This is a genomic window from Streptomyces humidus, assembly GCF_014649655.1.
Taxonomy (GTDB): domain Bacteria; phylum Actinomycetota; class Actinomycetes; order Streptomycetales; family Streptomycetaceae; genus Streptomyces; species Streptomyces humidus.
Genome location: NZ_BMTL01000072.1, coordinates 1 through 16,150, shown reverse-complemented (window position 1 = coordinate 16,150; position 16,150 = coordinate 1). Strand labels below are relative to the sequence as shown.

13 protein-coding genes and 1 pseudogene are annotated in these 16,150 nt (G+C 70.4%); 4 read left to right on the top strand and 10 right to left on the bottom strand.

Annotated elements, in window-relative coordinates:
• Positions 1 to 336: 336 nt before the first annotated feature.
• From IE239_RS40490 to IE239_RS40480, 3 genes and pseudogenes are all read right to left on the bottom strand, one after another.
• The gene (locus IE239_RS40490) at positions 337 to 888 is read right to left on the bottom strand and encodes a hypothetical protein (protein ID WP_190154452.1); all 552 of its coding nucleotides are present in this window, start codon (positions 886 to 888) and stop codon (positions 337 to 339) included.
• Positions 889 to 1,265: 377 nt separating this feature from the next.
• Entirely contained in the window at positions 1,266 to 1,835 is a 570-nt protein-coding gene (locus IE239_RS40485; protein WP_229878771.1) for a sigma-70 family RNA polymerase sigma factor family protein, read from the bottom strand.
• A gap of 1,355 nt (positions 1,836 to 3,190) precedes the next feature.
• Positions 3,191 to 3,914 (bottom strand): annotated as a pseudogene (locus tag IE239_RS40480) (alpha/beta fold hydrolase).
• Positions 3,915 to 4,158: 244 nt separating this feature from the next.
• Here IE239_RS40480 and IE239_RS42825 point away from each other — a divergent pair.
• From IE239_RS42825 to IE239_RS40465, 3 genes are all read left to right on the top strand, one after another.
• Positions 4,159 to 4,545, top strand: coding sequence for a hypothetical protein (locus IE239_RS42825; protein ID WP_229878770.1), 387 nt, complete (start codon positions 4,159 to 4,161; stop codon positions 4,543 to 4,545).
• A gap of 525 nt (positions 4,546 to 5,070) precedes the next feature.
• Positions 5,071 to 5,643 (top strand): YceI family protein, encoded by a 573-nt coding sequence (locus IE239_RS40470; RefSeq protein ID WP_190154451.1) that lies wholly within the window; start codon positions 5,071 to 5,073, stop codon positions 5,641 to 5,643.
• Between the two features lie 120 nt (positions 5,644 to 5,763).
• Positions 5,764 to 6,825 carry a ferritin-like domain-containing protein gene (locus tag IE239_RS40465; protein ID WP_190154450.1) on the top strand — a complete coding sequence of 354 codons (1,062 nt, stop codon included), beginning with the start codon at positions 5,764 to 5,766 and terminating at the stop codon, positions 6,823 to 6,825.
• A 61-nt stretch (positions 6,826 to 6,886) separates the two neighbouring features.
• Here the strand turns inward: IE239_RS40465 and IE239_RS40460 are convergent, their stop codons facing one another.
• From IE239_RS40460 to IE239_RS40450, 3 genes are all read right to left on the bottom strand, one after another.
• Entirely contained in the window at positions 6,887 to 7,735 is an 849-nt protein-coding gene (locus tag IE239_RS40460) for an alpha/beta fold hydrolase (protein WP_190154449.1), read from the bottom strand.
• 77 nt (positions 7,736 to 7,812) lie between these two features.
• Positions 7,813 to 9,444 carry a cytochrome bc1 complex cytochrome b subunit gene (gene qcrB / locus IE239_RS40455; protein WP_190154448.1) on the bottom strand — a complete coding sequence of 544 codons (1,632 nt, stop codon included), beginning with the start codon at positions 9,442 to 9,444 and terminating at the stop codon, positions 7,813 to 7,815.
• 176 nt (positions 9,445 to 9,620) lie between these two features.
• The gene (locus tag IE239_RS40450; protein WP_190154447.1) at positions 9,621 to 9,887 is read right to left on the bottom strand and encodes a WhiB family transcriptional regulator; all 267 of its coding nucleotides are present in this window, start codon (positions 9,885 to 9,887) and stop codon (positions 9,621 to 9,623) included.
• Between the two features lie 161 nt (positions 9,888 to 10,048).
• Here IE239_RS40450 and IE239_RS40445 point away from each other — a divergent pair, with 161 nt between their 5' ends.
• Entirely contained in the window at positions 10,049 to 11,005 is a 957-nt protein-coding gene (locus IE239_RS40445; protein ID WP_190154446.1) for an alpha/beta fold hydrolase, read from the top strand.
• On the opposite strand, the gene IE239_RS40440 is transcribed toward IE239_RS40445, so the two are convergent.
• The 4 genes from IE239_RS40440 to IE239_RS40425 form a co-directional block, all read right to left on the bottom strand.
• Entirely contained in the window at positions 10,968 to 11,486 is a 519-nt protein-coding gene (locus IE239_RS40440; RefSeq protein WP_190154445.1) for a MarR family winged helix-turn-helix transcriptional regulator, read from the bottom strand. The two genes, IE239_RS40445 and IE239_RS40440, sit on opposite strands and share 38 nt — an antisense overlap.
• The gene (locus IE239_RS40435; RefSeq protein WP_190154444.1) at positions 11,483 to 12,214 is read right to left on the bottom strand and encodes a sigma-70 family RNA polymerase sigma factor; all 732 of its coding nucleotides are present in this window, start codon (positions 12,212 to 12,214) and stop codon (positions 11,483 to 11,485) included. Before IE239_RS40435 ends, IE239_RS40440 begins: the two co-directional genes overlap by 4 nt.
• Positions 12,215 to 12,627: 413 nt before the next feature.
• Complete coding sequence (locus tag IE239_RS40430; protein WP_190154443.1) at positions 12,628 to 15,393, bottom strand: ATP-binding protein; 2,766 nt, start codon at positions 15,391 to 15,393, stop codon at positions 12,628 to 12,630.
• 190 nt (positions 15,394 to 15,583) lie between these two features.
• Positions 15,584 to 16,000 carry a 2-oxo acid dehydrogenase subunit E2 gene (locus IE239_RS40425; protein WP_268254566.1) on the bottom strand — a complete coding sequence of 139 codons (417 nt, stop codon included), beginning with the start codon at positions 15,998 to 16,000 and terminating at the stop codon, positions 15,584 to 15,586.
• Positions 16,001 to 16,150: the final 150 nt, after the last annotated feature.

Here is a 16,150-nt window from a genome sequence, read left to right as displayed (position 1 = left end):
AGAACTCCAGACCCTTCTCGCCGCCCGGGCCGGCGCCTGTCCCACCTGCCACCGGGACATACCCACACCGATACGGACCTGACCAAGCCCTACTAGGCACCTGGGGGAGAAGTGTGCCCGGGAGTGGGGCGTCAGATTCAATGACGATGTGGATTGCTATACACTGCTTCACAGCATCCAATACCGTGTGACACGTAGTTGCCGGCATGGGAACGCTCGCCCACCCACGTACCGTCCGTCAGCGGGTGCGTGCCTCGGGTGTCTGTTCGAACCCCCGCGGGCAGGTGCCCGAGGCATCTCTGTGACTCTCAGCGCACGGAGCCGAGAGAGCTCCGGTCAGGACTCCTGGGCGCGGTAGAGACCGCGGCCGGCCCGCCGTACGCGGGAGGTGCCGACCAGACGGTCGAGAGTGCTGCGCACCGCATTGATGCTCCCGGCGTCGGTGTCGCGGCCCAGCGCTGCGGCCACGTCGCGCGCGCGGACCTCCGCGTCACCGACGCCCGCGAAGTATTCCAGGATCTGTTCGGTGAGCGCGCCGTAGCTGCGCGGTTCGTCGGCCTCCGCGCGTGAGGAGGCCGCCCGCTTCTCCTTGTGCGCGGGCTCCGCCTGTCGCGGCGTGGACTGCTTTCGCACCGCGCGGGCGGCGGGGGCGACGACCGGAGTGTCGGTCTTCGTCTGTTCGGGCTCCTCGGCTGCTCGGCGGCCGGATGGCTCGGCCATGAGGACCGTCAGGGCGCTCAGGGCCCGCTGGACGGAGTCGAGGTGGGCGGCCACGGCGGCCAGTTCCCTCTCCAGTGCCTGCTTCTGGATCTCCAGGCGGGCGAGGTCCTCCTGGAGGCTCTCCGCAGTGACCTCAATCTCATGCGCTGCGCGAGGTGCCGAGACCATGTCTTCCTCTCCTCCTCAACCCTCCGTACCGCGCCTCGCTGAAATCAGCTGCGGTGCCGCTCGGCTCGGACCCGGGGAGATGTGTGTGGGTGCATCGTATGTCACAGCGTACGAGGTTAGGACCCGGAAGATGCAAGGTGGTGATGCGAGGTCCCGTCGAGCCAAGTGACCACCACTGTCCCTTCACCCTTTCGAGAGCGGCACCTCAGCAGTGCGGACACCGTACAGACCGGTCAGGGCCGTGGGTGATCGGGACTCCGGGTCGGACAGGGCGGGATCGGCCGTGGTCGGCTGTGGATGCAGGTGACGACGTCGGCAAGAGCTTCTTGAAGGATGCCGATGGCTCGTGGATCGAAGTCCTGGCCCACGCCTCGTCCTCATTTCTCCTGCGTGGCCGCCCGGTTCCAGTGGCGGAGCTTGTCAGGGTTGAGGACCGCCCAGATCTGCACGACACGGTCGCCCGCGACGTCCAGGCTGATGACCGCAGCGACCTCGTCGCCGTAGCGCACCACTATTCCGGTGCGGCCGTTGACGGACTGGCAGTGCAGTGTGGTGCGGGGGCGGCCAGCCAGCAGGGTCAGCATGCTGCGGGTGACGCGCTGTGCGCCGTGGACGGGCCGGGTCAGGGTTCTGACCTTGCCGCCTCCGTCGAAGAACACAGTGGCGTCCGGTGCCAGGAGGGACGTCAGGCGGGCTGGGTTCTCCGTCACGCAGACCTGTCGGACCGCTCGCACCACACGGTCGTGTTGCCGTGGTGTCGTGGGGTGGGCCCGCCTGGTCGAAGGGCTGTGCCGGGCCCGGGCGGCGAGTTCGTCGTATTCCTGTTCCGTCTGTCCGACGACGGCGGCGACCGTCCCCGGGGCCATCCCGAACACGTCGTCGGGGACGAATGCGGCCCGCTCGGCCGGTGACAGTGTGTCCAGCGCCTCGAGGAGAGCCTGGCTCACTTCTTCCCAGGTCGTGAGGGGGCGCCGCGTCGTCCGGGCCCGTATGCGACCGCCTGGTCAGCGCCAAGCGCTCCAGACAGATGCCGCCGACGGTCGTCACCAGCCACGACCGGGGTTCGGCGATACGGATCCTGTGGTCGTCGGACAGGTCGTACCAGCGCCGGTAGGCCTCCGCCACGTCGTGGTCGGTCCTCCTGGCTCCGGCCCAGCATCCAGTCGCCACGTTGAGCAGTCGGCGTCGCTCGTCGAGCAGCTCCGCGATCGGCACCGTCTCGTCGTCCTGTACCCGGTCCATGCATCATCCTTCGCACAGCACCCGACAAGGCGGTGCCCCCCCTGATTCCGGCCGATGTCCGCCGCGGCTCCCGAGAAAGGGGCAGTCCGCTTTCGGCCGGCGGGTCGTACCGATGCACTGCTGAGCGGACAGGGACATATCATGTGACACGGTTTCCCGGTCGCGTACGTGGCGGCGCCCCCCGTGCGCCGGCGGGCCGCGGTCGCCTTCGCGGCGGTCGTCAGGGCAGAAGGCTGTCCAGGGGCGTCTCGAGATCGGACAGGGCCGCGTCCGCCACGGAGGCACCGGACCGCCGCTCGGCCGGGCTCCGCGGAAGACGACGCGGTCGTAGCCGCCGGGCTCGGTGTACTCCGTGTACGCCATCCCGAGGGCGTACCGACCCAGCCGCCGACGACGAAGATCCGGGCACCGGGACGAAGGCGGCCTTGAGCCGCTCGCTGTCTCCCACGCGGCGCAGGTACAGCACGTTGGCCAGTGTCTGCCCAGGGTACCGTCAGCCGGCGGGGGACGTCCGGTCGCCAGAAGCAGCTCGGTGTACGACATCTGGCGTCCGCCGGTGAGTTCGACCAGGCGGGCTTGTGCGTCGACGGCCGTCACGCGCGCTCCCGTCATCCGGTCGACGTCGTGCTCGCGGTACAAGTTCTCGGGATGCACGAAGACGGACTCGCGGTCCTCCTTGCCGAGCAGGTACCCCTTGGACAGCGGGGGCCGGACGTAGGGGCGCCCCGCTCGTCCCCGATGAGGACGAGCAGGCCGTCGTAGCTCTGTTGCCGGAGTTCCTCGGCGGCCTTGCCCGCGGCGAGGCCGCCCTGACGATAGCGAACCCGATTTCTCACGACATGGAGTTCCCGTCTCCCCTCGCGTGCACCGGACACTGGTGTGCCCTCGTGCGGAGAGACCGCGAGAACCCGCAGGTTGCGACACCGGCCCGCGCCGCGCATGCAGCGTGCGGGCCTGCGAGGGCGGAGCGGAGCAGCGCGACGAGGGCGCGGACGGCGTCCGTGTTCCACGACCGTGGCCGGGGCGTCCGCCGATCCGAGCCCTCGTCGCCGCCGGCGCGCTAGCGTCCTGTGTCCTGCGCCCAGTGCGCCTCGAGGGCGGCGGCCACCTCCGCGGGCCGCTCCAGCACCGTCCAGTGGTTGCAGTCAACATGGAGGACGCGGGTGGCGCGCAGGGCGGCGCCGAGTTCGTCGCCGAACTCGATCTGGCAGGCCGGGTCGCGCTCGCCCCAGAACACCAGCGCGGGTGCGGTGACGTTCGACAGGGCCGGTTCCCACTCCGTCCCCATGGTCACGGCGGACCGGTACAGCCGCAGGATGCTGTCTTTCATCGTGCCGTCGACGTGCCGGACCATCTCCTCCACCGGTTCGGCTGGCGCGTCGAAGCCGTTCACCAGGTCCTTCGCGAAGGACTCGGGGTCCAGTTCGGCCATGAACCGCTCGCCGGCGACGGGGTCCTGCCAGGTCTCGGCCAGCGGGTGCCAGACGTAGCGGGAACTGATGGGTCCGTTGCCACCGGCCCAGGTGCGCACCAGGTCGGGGCGGAGAGAGGCGACGCGGGCGGTGAGGATGCAGCCCCAGTCATGACCGACCAGGTCCACGGGCTCGCCGACGCGCTCGAGGCGTTCGACGAGCCAGTCGACGTACTCCTCCTTGCTGGAGCCGAAGCCCGTGGGGCGGGGGATGCCGAATCCGGGCAGGTCCCAGGCCTCGACGTCGGAGCGGGTCAGGTGTCGGCGTACGCCGGTGGGTGTCGGGAACGCCGTGGATGAGGATGGCGGGCATGTCGGTACATTCCTCGTGATAGGGGCCGCGGCCGGGATCCGGGGATGCTGTGCGGCCGCGGCGGGCCGGGACGACGAGCATCATCTGCTGCGCCGAATGCACCTAACATAGTGGCACATAGTGTCACGTGTGCATGCCGCTCAGTTCGGGGGAGGGAACGGGACGGCGGAGAGCCCGCGCCACGGGCGTGTGCTACTGGTCCGTGACCCACCTCCGGTCACAGGTGGGGCGCCGGACCTGTCACGTGGGGGATGTACTCGCGCTCGGCCCGCTCGCCCGCGCGTCCGACGAACGCGCCCTCCGGAGAGGCCTACGCGTCAGTGCCGAGTTCAACAACGTGCTGCAAAGCGAAGCCGATGCCGCGAAATTGCGGCAACTGAACGGAGAAGCGGTGAGCACCGCGCGAGTCCGTGTGCTGGACATCGGCATGGGCACCGGCCGTGACCCCGATGGGAGCCTCGCCGGGCGCGACGTCAGCCTGCACGCCATCGAACCCGCGCGGCCCGTGTGCGCCAGCCTGATGACCCGGCTCGCGTCCCTCCCGCCGACGCGCCCGAACGGATCACCTGCACCCTCCCCGTGTCCGGTCTGCGCGGTATCGCGGATGTCGCCGTCTGCCACCACACCCTGACGTGTCTTCATCCTTCCTCGGGCTGACGGCTCCACTCGCCGGCGCCGAAGCGCTTGTCGAGGCGTTGTCTTCCGGCGGCGACTCTCCCCGGCGGCACGCCTCCCGCGGGCGCGTACCGTCCACTCCCTGCTCGCCCGGATACCAGGGCGGCACCAGGGCGGCACGATTACCGCGGGCGCATGGTTCTAGCACACCGAGACCTTCTCGATGTGGCCGGCTTCCCGGGACGACATCGCCGCTGAGCCGGCCCAGCACGGATTCACCCCCGTGCCCGACGCGGGCGATCCCGCGGTGCTGACCGTGCGACGCGCGTAACGGCGACCCGTTGACCCCTCGACACGCTGTGACACGCAGAACGCCGTCCCGGCGGCGCTCCCAGTGTCACACTCGCGCGCCCTCACTTGTCTGTTCTTCTGCGGACCTTGCCCGGCCCTCCTCGGCCGCGGTCCGCTCCACCACCGGCAGGCACACGGCGACGGCTCGCAACGACTGATCGTCGTGACCAGCGACCGCAAGGACCCACATATGGCGACCGTCGTCCCGTACACAGCGCTGACAGGCGTCTACACCATCGACCCGGCACACAGCACCATCGGCTTCTCCGTCCGGCACGCCGTGATCGCGAACGTGCGCGGGCGCTTCGGCGCGTTCGAGGGACTGGTCAAGCTGGACGGATACCAACTCAGCCGCTCCGAAGCCTATTTGAGCGTCCAGACAGGCAGTATCGACACCAGCAGCCCTGACCGGGACACCCATCTCGCGGGTCCGGACTTCCTCGACGCCGCCACCTATCCGCTGATGCTCTTCCGCTCCTCCAGCCTCGCCGACCGCGGAGACGGCCGGTTCCGTCTGATGGGCCACCTCAGGATCAAGGACGTCGAACTCCCCCTCCACATCCACCTCGCCTTCGACGGGGCCACGCAGGACGAGAGCGGAGACCACCGTGTCGGCTTCTCCGGCACCGCCCTGGTGCGCCGCTCCGACTGGGGACTCGGCGGGAACACGCCCGACGAAACCGGCGGCGTCCTCATCAGCGACAAGGTCAGGATCAACTTCGACATCTCCGCCGTCCGCCTCTCCCGCTCGTATGCCGCCTGACCAGCCCCGCGCCACAACACCGACCGTCCGCGCGGTCCCCGCCGGCAGCGACGCCGGTGACCACAGACCGGTCCGCAACCGCGGCCGAACCGTACGCACGAAACCCAGGTGAGACCCCCCATGAATGATCAAAACCGCACCGGCCAGGACCGGTTCCGCTCGATCACGACGATGGAGGACCTGCGAGAGCACCTGCAGTGGGCCATCGAGCTGGAACACGCCACGCTGCCGCCCTACCTCACAGCCCTCTACTCGCTCGACCCCGAGCGGAACGCTCACGCCGTCGAAGTGGTCAGCAGCGTGTTCGTCGAGGAGATGATCCACCTCGCGCTGGTGGCGAACCTCCTGAACGCGGTCGGCGGGCAACCTCGCGTCGACACCCCGCAGATACTGTCGCCGCATCCGCGGCCCATGCCGCACGCCGACCCCTCCATGCAGCTTTCCCTGCTGCCGTTCGGTCAGGAGGCGGTCACCATGTTCCTCCGCCTCGAACGACCCGCCCACCCGGGCGACCCGGCCGAGGGCGACGCCTACATGACGATCGGCCAGTTCTACGACGCGATCGAGAAGGGCCTGCGACACCTGTGCGCCGAGCTCGGCGAGGAACAGGTCTTCACCGGTGATCCCGCCCGCCAGGTGGCCGCAGGACCCTTCGGGCACACCGGCGGGCGGCTGAGCCCGGTCACCGATCTCGCCTCGGCGCTCTCCGCCGTGGAGGAGATCGTGGAGCAGGGCGAGGGCGCGGCACGCGTCGACGTGTGGGACGGGGACATCGACATGTTCCACCCGCAGACCAAGGCGGTCTCGCACTACTACCGCTTCCAGGAGCTCGCACAGGGCCGGCGCTATCAGCCGGGGGACACACCGGAGACAGGGCCCACCGGCGAGACGCTCGCCGTCGACCGCGCCGGGGTGCGCCCGATGCGGCCCGACCCGCGGCTGGAGGACCATCCGCAGGGCAGTGCGATCCGCACGGCGCAGGAGGCGTTCAACATCGCGTACGGCAAGCTGCTGCAGCTTCTGGAGCAGGCGTTCAACGGCAATCCCGCGATGCTCGGGGTGTCGGTGGGCGCGATGTATGCGCTCAAGGGGCAGGCGCAGACCCTGATGTCGATGCCTGACGGCGAGGGCCTGACGGCGGGCCCGACCTTCGACTACGTCGCTCCGGAAGATCGCGGCTGACTCCCGCACACATGGTGGCCCCCTGGACCGACGGTCCAGGGGGCCACCATGTGTGCGGGAGTCAGCGCACGGTCCGAGCGGCTGCCTCTATCACCCCGGCGACGTCGGCGGGGTGGGAGACACTCACGGCGTGCGATGCCCGTACGCGCGTGATGTGGGCGTGTGCGCGCTGTGCCATGAAGATCTGGGCCTGCGCCGGGATGTTGCGGTCCTGGGTGGCGACCACGGCCCAGGACGGGATGTTCTTCCAGCCGGGCTCGGAGGCGTCGTCCGCCAGGGCGGCATTGGTGATCGGGCGCTGCGTGACGGACATGAGGTCCGTGGTGTTGCGGGGGACGTCAGCGGCGAACTGCTGGTGGAAATCGCTCGGTTCGATCGTCAGGTCCGCATCGCGGGAGCCGTCCGGGAGAGTGACCGGCACGGAGCGCAGAGCGTCGCCGAGGGTGCTGCCGGGGAACTTGCCCGACAACTCGGCGGCGCTCTCTCCCTTTTCGGGGATGAAGGCGGCGATGAACACCAGGGCCTTGACGTTGTCGGCGTCGTGGGCGGCGTCGCTGATCACCGATCCGCCGTAGGAGTGTCCGGCCAGGACCACCGGGCCGTCGATGCCGGCCAGGACCTCTTCGAGGTAGGAGGCGTCGTTGTTCAGCCCGCGCAGAGGGTTGGCCGCGGCGACGACGGGGTAGCCCTCGTGCCTCAGCCTCCTGATGACGCCGTTCCAGCTGGTGGAATCGGCGAACGCGCCGTGCACGAGCACCACCGTGGGCTTCTTCTCGCTGTCCCGTGCGGACGTGGTCCTGTCGGCGTGGGCGGGGGCGGCCGCCGTGGCGATGAGGGCGGTGGCGACGGAGGCGGTGGCCAGGAGGGAGAGCGGGGTGCGGACCCGCTGGTAGGTGGAACTGCGGTTCATGGGAGGCCCTTTCGGGAAACGGTGTGCTGTCACCTTCAAGGACCGTGTGCGTGTCGCAGGTGTGACACTTTTTTCTTTTAGTCCTTTTTGCTGGTGGAGTGATGTCTGCCGGTGATTTCCCTGTACTCCTGGACGGTGGGCTTGAGGATCTGTGTCCCCTCGCCGTAGAAGCCGCGGCTGAGCCGCGCGCGCAACCGCCGCACCCTGCCGCTCGCGTAACCGTCTCCGTCGCGTTGTCCCGGGTCGAGGGGCCGGTACTGCTCGTGCGCCGTGAGGGCATGGAGCTGGTAGGGGTCGAGGGGCTGGTGCACCTCTACGTACTCGCCGTGCGGCAGGCGCTTGATGACGCCTGCCTCGCGGCCGTGCAGGACCTTGTCGCGATCGCGGCGTTGCAGACCCAGGGCGATGCGCTTGGTCACGCGGAAAAGGACGACCGGTACGACGAACAGGGCGATGCGGACCGTCCAGGTGACCGTGTTGACCGACATGTGGAAGGTCACGGCGATGATGTCGTTCGCGGCTCCGAGCAGTGCCACCAGGTAGACGCCGAGCCATGCCACGCCGAACGCCGTGCGCACCGGCCGGTTGCGTGGCCGTTCCAGCAGGTGGTGTTCGCGGTCGTCGTCGGTGACCCAGGCCTCGATGAACGGGTAGGCGCCCATGACGAGGAAGAAGCCGAAGCCGGCGATGAGAGGGATCAGATTGTCCAGGGCCAGGGTGTGGCCCCAGAAGTTCACCTCCCACCCGGGCATGACACGCAGCAGCCCGTCGGCGATGCCCATGTACCAGTCGGGCTGGGATCCTGCGGAGACCTGATCGGCGCGATAGGGGCCGAACTCCCAGACGGGGTTGATCTGGGCGATCGCGGCGATGGTGAAGACGACCCCGGCGACCAGGCAGAAATAGCCACCCGCCTTGACCACGTGCACCTGCACCGGCGGGCCGACCACGTTTCGCTCCGTACGGCCGGGTCCCGGGTACTGAGTGTGTCGGTGCCGGTGCCCGAGGAAGGCGTGGAAGGCGACGAGCGCCAGCATCAGCGCCGGAACGACCAGGACGTGGATCACGTGGAAGCGGGGCACCAGGTCGTGGCCGGGGAACTCGCCGCCGAACAGGAACATCGACAGGTAGGTGCCGACGATCGGTACTGACAGAAGTGTCCCGTTCACCACGGCGAGCCCGGTTCCCGACAGGAGGTCGCCGGGGAGGTCGTAGCCGGTCAGACCACCCAACATGCCGAGGACGAGCAGGGCGAAACCGGCCACCCAGTTCAGCTCGCGAGGCTTGCGGAAGGCGCCGGTGAAGAACACGCGCATCAGGTGGGCCAGCAGGGAGGCGACGAAGACCAGTGCCGCCCAGTGGTGGGCCTGACGGATGAGCAGGCCGCCGCGTACGTCGAAGGAGATCTGCATCGTCGAGTCGAACGCCTCGGACACGAACTGGCCGCGCAGCGGAGCGTAACTGCCGTCGTAGACGACCTCGTTCGAGGACGGGTGGAAGTAGAACGTCAGATACACGCCGGTGACGAGCAGGACGACGAAGCTGTAGAGACAGATCTCGCCCAGCAGGAACGACCAGTGCTCCGGACGGGCCCTGCGAGTGCCGGTCGTGGTGGTAGACCCGATGCCCATCCGTGTTCTCGCCCAGTCGGCGAATTTGCCACCGCTGCGGCTGCCCGCCGTAGTGACCGGTTCGATTGCGTCGCTCATGTCATTACCACCATCTACACATCACCGGGAGCGCCTTGCGGCCGGGTCTGTGCAACGAAACGGTGCATGGCGACGAGCTGCCGCACCGGGTTTCGATGCCCTCATCAGAAGGGACCGAGAAAGTGGTGAAGGTGTGACATGACCGTAAGACGGGATCATGCCGGGGGTTGTCCGGGTCAGGACGCCTTCGCGCTGATCCGCTCGACGTCCTTACGTGCCGAGCGCCGTCGCGTCGCGCGGCGCTCGCTCTCCGTCGTGCCGCCCCAGATGCCCTCGACCTGCCCGACGTCCAGCGCCCACTGCAGGCATCGCTCCCGCACGGGGCACCGGGCGCACACGGCCTTCGCCTCGTCGATCTGGACCAGCGTCAGACCCGCGGTGCCGATGGGGAAGAACAGGTCGGGGTCGACGTCCCGGCAGGCCGCTCTCTCGCGCCAACTCATGGCAGCGCCTCCATACTCGTCGCGGATGCCTCTCATGCATCTGACCGTCCGAAGGGAGTTCCTGTGACATTCCATGGCGGAGAGCAACGCTGTGAAATACAGTGTGACAACAGACACAATGTCCTGAGCGGGGCTCCGGGCCGCCGCACCATCTGGGAGTTGTGAACGCCACGCAGGGCCCGAGGCCCCTTTCCAGCCCAGCCGTCGATCCCCGGGACCCCCTCTCCCCGGGCACCCACACCCTCGTCGTCCAGCACGGCACGGCTGCCGTCGACCAGCGCTACCGCGTCGCCGGAACCGGCCCGGTGTGCGTCGCCCACTCCGGAGGGTTGGGCATCGGCTGGGAGTCCCTGCGCGTGCCCGAGCTGGAGCGCAGCATGACCGTCGTCTACCTCGAGCCGGTCGGCACGGGCGCGTCCGGCCGGCTGGCCGACCCACGCGACTACACCCTCGCCACCTACACCCACTTCCTGCACGCGGTGATCGAGCACCTGGGCCTCGCCGAGGCGGCCCTACTGGGCCACTCCCACGGGGGCTTCGTCGCGCAGCGCTACGCCCTCGACCACCCCGAGCGCCTGGCGTCCCTCGTCCTGTACGACACCTCACCGATGACGGGAGAGGAGTTCCGGGCGGCAGCCGTGGCCGACATGCAGAGCTTCGTCCAGCGGCACGCCGACGAGCGGCCGGAAGTGGCCACCTACGTCGCCGGGCTCACCACGCGACTCGAACGGTCCGACGACGAGGGCGCGACGAAGGTGCTGCGCACCATCTCGCCCGCCTACTTCCACGACTACTGGGGCCGCGAGGAGGAGTTCGCCGTGGGGCGGGCGTCCCTGCGGATGTTCGCGGCACCGGCCTGGGGGGGGGTGGAGCCCCCGTTCGACGTCCGCGAGGAACTGCCCCGGCTCACCGCCCCGGCCCTGGTCCTGGTCGGCGGGGACGCCTTCATCTGCGGGACGCGCTGGGCGCACATGATGCACCGGCTCCTTGCCGACGCCCGGCTGGTGATCCTGCAGGAGACCGGCTATCTCGGGCACATCGAGCGTCCCGAGAAGTTCACGGCGGCCGTGCGCGACCTCCTCAACGGACGACCGTGCGGGCGTCGCTCTCGCCGATGAGGAAATGCCACAGGAGGGGATCCGCCTCCTGGGAGCCGAGATCGCGGACCGCGTCCCGGACGACCTGTTCGTAGCGGGACGCGGTACGGCGCAGCGCGGCGTGCCCCGCCGGGGTCGGCAGCACCTGCACGCCGCGCCGGTCGTGGTCGACGGCGCTCGAGATGATCAGGCCCTGTCGGCGCAGGCGTGCCGTCAGCCTGCTCGTGGCGGACTGGCTCAGGCCGAGCCCGTTGGCCACATCCCCGAGCCGCATGGGTTCGGCGCCGGCGTCCGCGGCGGAGCTCCTTGCCACGTAACGCAGGGCCTGAACTTCGCTCAACCCGAACCCGGTCTCCTCGCGCAGCCGCCGCTCCACCGTCCCCTGGACCCGGCGGTGGAGGCGGTCGAGGGCGTCCCGCCGGTCGGTCGCGCAGGACTGCGTGCCGTCGGCAGGGCTGGTGCGCACCTCGCGCATCACGTCCCCGTGCGACGTGCCGGTCATGCGGCGGCCCGGTAGGAGGGCGCGCCGTCGCGTGCGGCCGTCCCCTCGCCGGAGTACGGCGCGTCCTGGCCGGTCAGCACGCGCTCCAGGCGGTCGAGGTCTCCTGTGCGGGCGGCGGCGAAGATCGCCTGAACGAGCCGTTGATGGGAGGCCGCGTCCACGTGCTGCTGGTGCCGCCGGTTGTTCAGTCTGTCCTGCGCGCGGGAGACCTGCTGCCGTGCGTTCGCCACGGACAGGCGGAGCAGGTCGCCGATCTGGTCGTAGGAATAGCCGAACGCCTCGCGCAGCACGTACGCCGCGCGTTGGTTGGGGGTCAGGGTCTGCAGAAGCAGCAGGACGGCATGCTCCACCGAGTCCTGGCGTTCGGCCAGGGCCTCCGGTGTCATCCCGGTGTCCGTGGACTCCGGCAACCAAGGGGTGGCACTGGCCTCGCGGCGTCTGCGTGCCGACTGCAGCACGTTGATGGCGAGCCGGACGGTCGTCGTGCGGAGCAGCGCACCGGGGTCGGCGACGACGGTGCGGTCCGTGCCCTGCCAGCGCAGCCACGCCTCCTGGATGACGTCCTCGGCTTCGCCGGGATCTCGGAGGATCCGGTTGGCGATCTTGAGCAGTCCTGGCCGGACGCGGCCGAACACGAAGGCCGCGTCCGCGAGTTCGACGGGCGCGGCAGTGATGGTCACCATCACCGACTGCGGACTGTGCTGGGTTGCGATCACAGATGTGTCCACGATCGGCTCCTCTGTTGGCTGGGGAACGGCGGCTTCCCTCGCCGCCGACACCAACTTCGCGCCGACAGGGGCACTGCCGCGCCCCTGACAGACCGTGGGGGACCCCGTGGTCGTACCGTGGTCGTCACGTGGCCAGGGCCTTCCACCCCCTGGCCCGCAGGCCCCCGGGCCCGCCACCCCCTGGCCCCGGACACCCCCAGGGCCAGCCCCCGGCCCCCCACGCCTCGGGCCCCTGGCCGGGACCGGACCTCGACAGGACCTGCCCCGGACGGCCCGAGCCACGAGCCTTGGTCGGAGGAGTTCGTGGGCGCACCGCGAGGCGGGGAGGTCGCCTGTGCGGCCCGCGCGGGCTCACGACGAGGCGCGGCGCGGCACGCGGCTCACACCTCCGCCGACGACGCCGCCCCCGGGGGTCAGGCGGGGGTCGCCGCCCCGCCCGGCAGCACGGCGCCCAGCTGTTTGCGGGACCGGATCCCGAGCTTCGCGAACACCTTCCGCAAATGCCACTCGATGGTGTGCGGGCTGAGGAACAGCTGCGCGCCGATCTCGAGGTTGGTCAGCCCTTCGCCGGCCAGCCGGGCGATCTGGGCCTCCTGAGGCGTGAGCGCCTCGTCGGTGGCGGTGTCGCGCCTGCGCACCGTCTTCCCGGCGGCCTCCAGCTCCCGGCGGGCGCGCTCGGCGAAGGCCTCCGCGCCGGCCCGGTCGAGGATCTCGTGGGCGCGGGCCAGCTGGTCCCGGGCCTCGGCGCGGCGGTTCTCGCGGCTCAGCCATTCGCCGTACAGCAGCCGGGTGCGTGCGAGCGCCGTTCGCACCGGGGTGCTCTCCAGCCGGGCGATCGCCTCCCGGTACAGGGCGTCGGCCGTGTTCCCCTCACTGATCAGGGCACGCCCCGCCGCGGAGGTGCCCGTCGCCCAGGCCGTGCCACTGGCCTGGCAGATGGTCGCGAGGCGACCGGCGGCCTCGACGGCGAGGTCCCGCTGCCCGCTGCGGGCCGCCGCCTCCACCAGCTCGACCAGGGAGGAGAGGGCGAGCCCCAGCTCCTGCGGATATTCGCAGCCCTTGGCGGCGGCGGCGCAGGCCTCCTCGTACCGCCCGAGGCCGTTGTACAGCACGGCCAGCGCCCACTGGGGAGCCGTGAGCGCCTTTCCCTCGCCGCTGAGGGTCCGGTCGCCGGCGATCGTCCCGATCGCCCGCAGCGTCTCGGTCTCGCGGCCACGCCAGGGTTCGATCACCAACGCCCCGTAGTGCGCGAGGAAGTGGCTGCCGGTGGCCTCGCCGATCGTCACCGCTTCGGCGGCGAGCGAGTCCGCGTCGTCCAGATCACCGGTGAAGACGCGATTCGACAGCCGCAGCAGGAGCGCCGAGGGCAGCACGGACAGCGTTCCGGTCTCCCGTGCCAGACGGACGAGGTCGGCCGACAGGGTGCTCCAGCTGTCGAAGTCCCACACGCCGTGGGCCATGCGGCAGGCGAACGGGAGCCAGCCCAGCGACTCTTCCACCGTGAAGCCGCCGCACCGCAGCGTGTTCAATGCGCGGCGCAGAATCGGGGCGCCCGCCGCGTAGCCGTCCGTGGTGGCCAGGGCCAGGCCGTCGAGGAAGAGGTCGCTGGGTCCGGGGTGAGCCGTCGGGGGCGCGGTGCGTGCGGCCCGGGCGACCTCCTCGAGGCCGGGGCCGCTGGACAAGCGGCCCGCGGTGAGGGCCGCGTAGAACGCGTCCCGGTAGGTTTCGCGCGCGATTCCGGCGTCGAGCGGCTCGAACTCCCGGGCCGCCGTGAGCAGCAGCGGCACGGTGGCACCGGCACTGCGGGATCCGAAGGTGATCTGCCCGCGCAGCAGGCTGGCCTGGGCGTGTCGCAGATCGTCGAGCGCGCCCATCTCGGCCACGTTCAACAGCTCGAGTGCGGCGTCGAACGCTCCCGCGAGGTACTTGGCCCGGGCCGCCGCCAGCGCTCTGGTGCGGCGGCGGGAGGGATCAGGCGTGAGCTCGGCCGCTCGTTCCAGGAAGGCCGCCGACGCGGCGATGCCGCCACGCGCCTGCGCGCGGTCGGCCGAGCGGACCAGTTCGTCCGCCACGGCCTCGTCGGGCTCCGCCGCGGCGCGGGCCAGATGCCAGGCGCGGCGGTCGGGGTCGGACCGTGCGTCCGTGGCCTCGGCCAGTGCCCGGTGCGCCTCCCGGCGCTCGGCCGGTCCCGCCGCGCGGTAGACGGCAGAGCGCACCAACGGGTGCCGGAACTGGACCCGTGTGCGCACTTCCAGCAGGTTTGCTGCCACCGCGGGGGAGGCCTCGCTCATGGACACGCCGAGGATGTCGGCGGCGCGGCGGAGCAGTGAGACATCGCCGACGGGCTCGGCCGCAGCGAGCAACAGCAGCCGCCGTGTCTGCGGGGGCAGTTCCTCGACGCGCAGGCTGAAGTTGTGCTCGAGCCTGCCGATGAGTGGCCCCATCGACGGTGAGGCGTAGCCGCCCGCGAGTTCGGCCGCGGTGGTGCTGTGGGGCAGTTCCAGCAGGGCCAGCGGATTGCCGCGCGCCTCCGCGAGAACCCTGCTGCGGACCGGTTCGTCGAACCGGCCGGGAAGCACCGAGGTCAGCAGGGCGCGGGCGTCGGGCTCGCTCAGCCCCCCGAGGGTGAGCTCGGGCAGCCCTTGCAGGGCGCGTTCACCGTCCGCCTCGCGGACGGCGAAGACCAGCCCCACGCGCTCCGCCATCAGACGCCGGGCGACGAACCCGACGATCTGGGCCGAGACGCGGTCGAGCCACTGCACGTCGTCGACGAGACAGATCAGCGGCGTCTCCTCAGCGACGTCGGCGAGCAGGCTGAGGACCGCCAGCCCCACGAGGAACCGATCCGGGGGAGTGCCCGCGCTGAGCCCGAAGGCGGTCTCCAGGGCCGTCCGCTGCGGATCGGGGAGGTGCCCGAGGCGATCCAGGAAGGGCGCGCACAGCTGGTGCAGGCCCCCGAAGGCCAGCTCCATCTCCGCCTCGACACCCGCCGCGCGCACTACGGTGCAGCCCTTGGCGGTCTCGGCCACGTACTCCAGCAGGGCGGACTTGCCGATACCGGCCTCACCGCGCAGCACGAGCACTGCGCTGTGGCCATCGCGCACCTTGGCCAGATGTCGGTCCAGCACCGCTCGCTCACTCTGCCGCCCGTGCAGGAGGCCCGGATTCTTGCCTTTCATGAACACCCCCGGCTGCGAGCGTATATATCTGGTCTTCGGCCACACAACTCATCTGCGCCGCTGGTCACTTCGTGGATGAGGCTCAGGGCAGCGGCGTCGTGTCGGGCCGTGGTGGAGCCGGGGCCGGCCGGCGTGTGTTGCCGGACCGTCGGCGGTCGTGTCCGGCGTATCCGTGGCCACCGCCGTCGCATCAGCGTGTGTCCTCGAACGCCGCGGCCTCGACGATCTTGTTCACGGTGGTCAGGTAGTGGGCGGCGTCCGCGCCATCCACCAGCCGGTGGTCGTAGGAGAGCGAGAGGCGGACCGGCTCGCGGACACCGATCAACTCCTCGTCGCCGTCCTGTACGACCGCGGGCCGTCTGACCGCGGCTCCCACGCCCAGGATGGCCGCTTGGTGCGGCGGGACGATGAGGGTGTCGAAGAGGGCGCCGCGCGCTCCGGTGTCGGAGACCGTGAAGGTTGCTCCGGCCACGTCCGCAGGCGTGAGTCGGCCGGCGAGGTCGTGGCCGGTGAGGTCGTGGACGGCACGGGCGATGCCGCTGACAGTCAGATCGCCCGCGCCCCGCACCACCGGAGTCACCGGGCCCTGGCCGGTGTCGACCGTGATGCCGACGTTTGGGAAGGGTCACGGAAACAGCCATGGCCGTGTATGGCTCCTTCAGAGGGCTTCTCGAAACCGAGTGTGGAGCTGGGGGTTCCGTACGGGTGTGCTGTTCAGGTGATTGTGGCCGCGCGGGGGCATGAAGGCAGGGCCTCT

Coding starts and splice junctions, on each gene's coding strand:
- IE239_RS40470 (WP_190154451.1), top strand. CDS start 5,071: ATGGCGACCGTCGTCCCGTACACAGCGCTGACAGGCGTCTACACCATC.
- IE239_RS40450 (WP_190154447.1), bottom strand. CDS start 9,887: ATGAGTTGGCGCGAGAGAGCGGCCTGCCGGGACGTCGACCCCGACCTG.
- IE239_RS40430 (WP_190154443.1), bottom strand. CDS start 15,393: ATGAAAGGCAAGAATCCGGGCCTCCTGCACGGGCGGCAGAGTGAGCGA.
- IE239_RS40490 (WP_190154452.1), bottom strand. CDS start 888: ATGGTCTCGGCACCTCGCGCAGCGCATGAGATTGAGGTCACTGCGGAG.
- qcrB (WP_190154448.1), bottom strand. CDS start 9,444: ATGAGCGACGCAATCGAACCGGTCACTACGGCGGGCAGCCGCAGCGGT.
- IE239_RS40465 (WP_190154450.1), top strand. CDS start 5,764: ATGAATGATCAAAACCGCACCGGCCAGGACCGGTTCCGCTCGATCACG.
- IE239_RS40440 (WP_190154445.1), bottom strand. CDS start 11,486: ATGACCGGCACGTCGCACGGGGACGTGATGCGCGAGGTGCGCACCAGC.
- IE239_RS40460 (WP_190154449.1), bottom strand. CDS start 7,735: ATGAACCGCAGTTCCACCTACCAGCGGGTCCGCACCCCGCTCTCCCTC.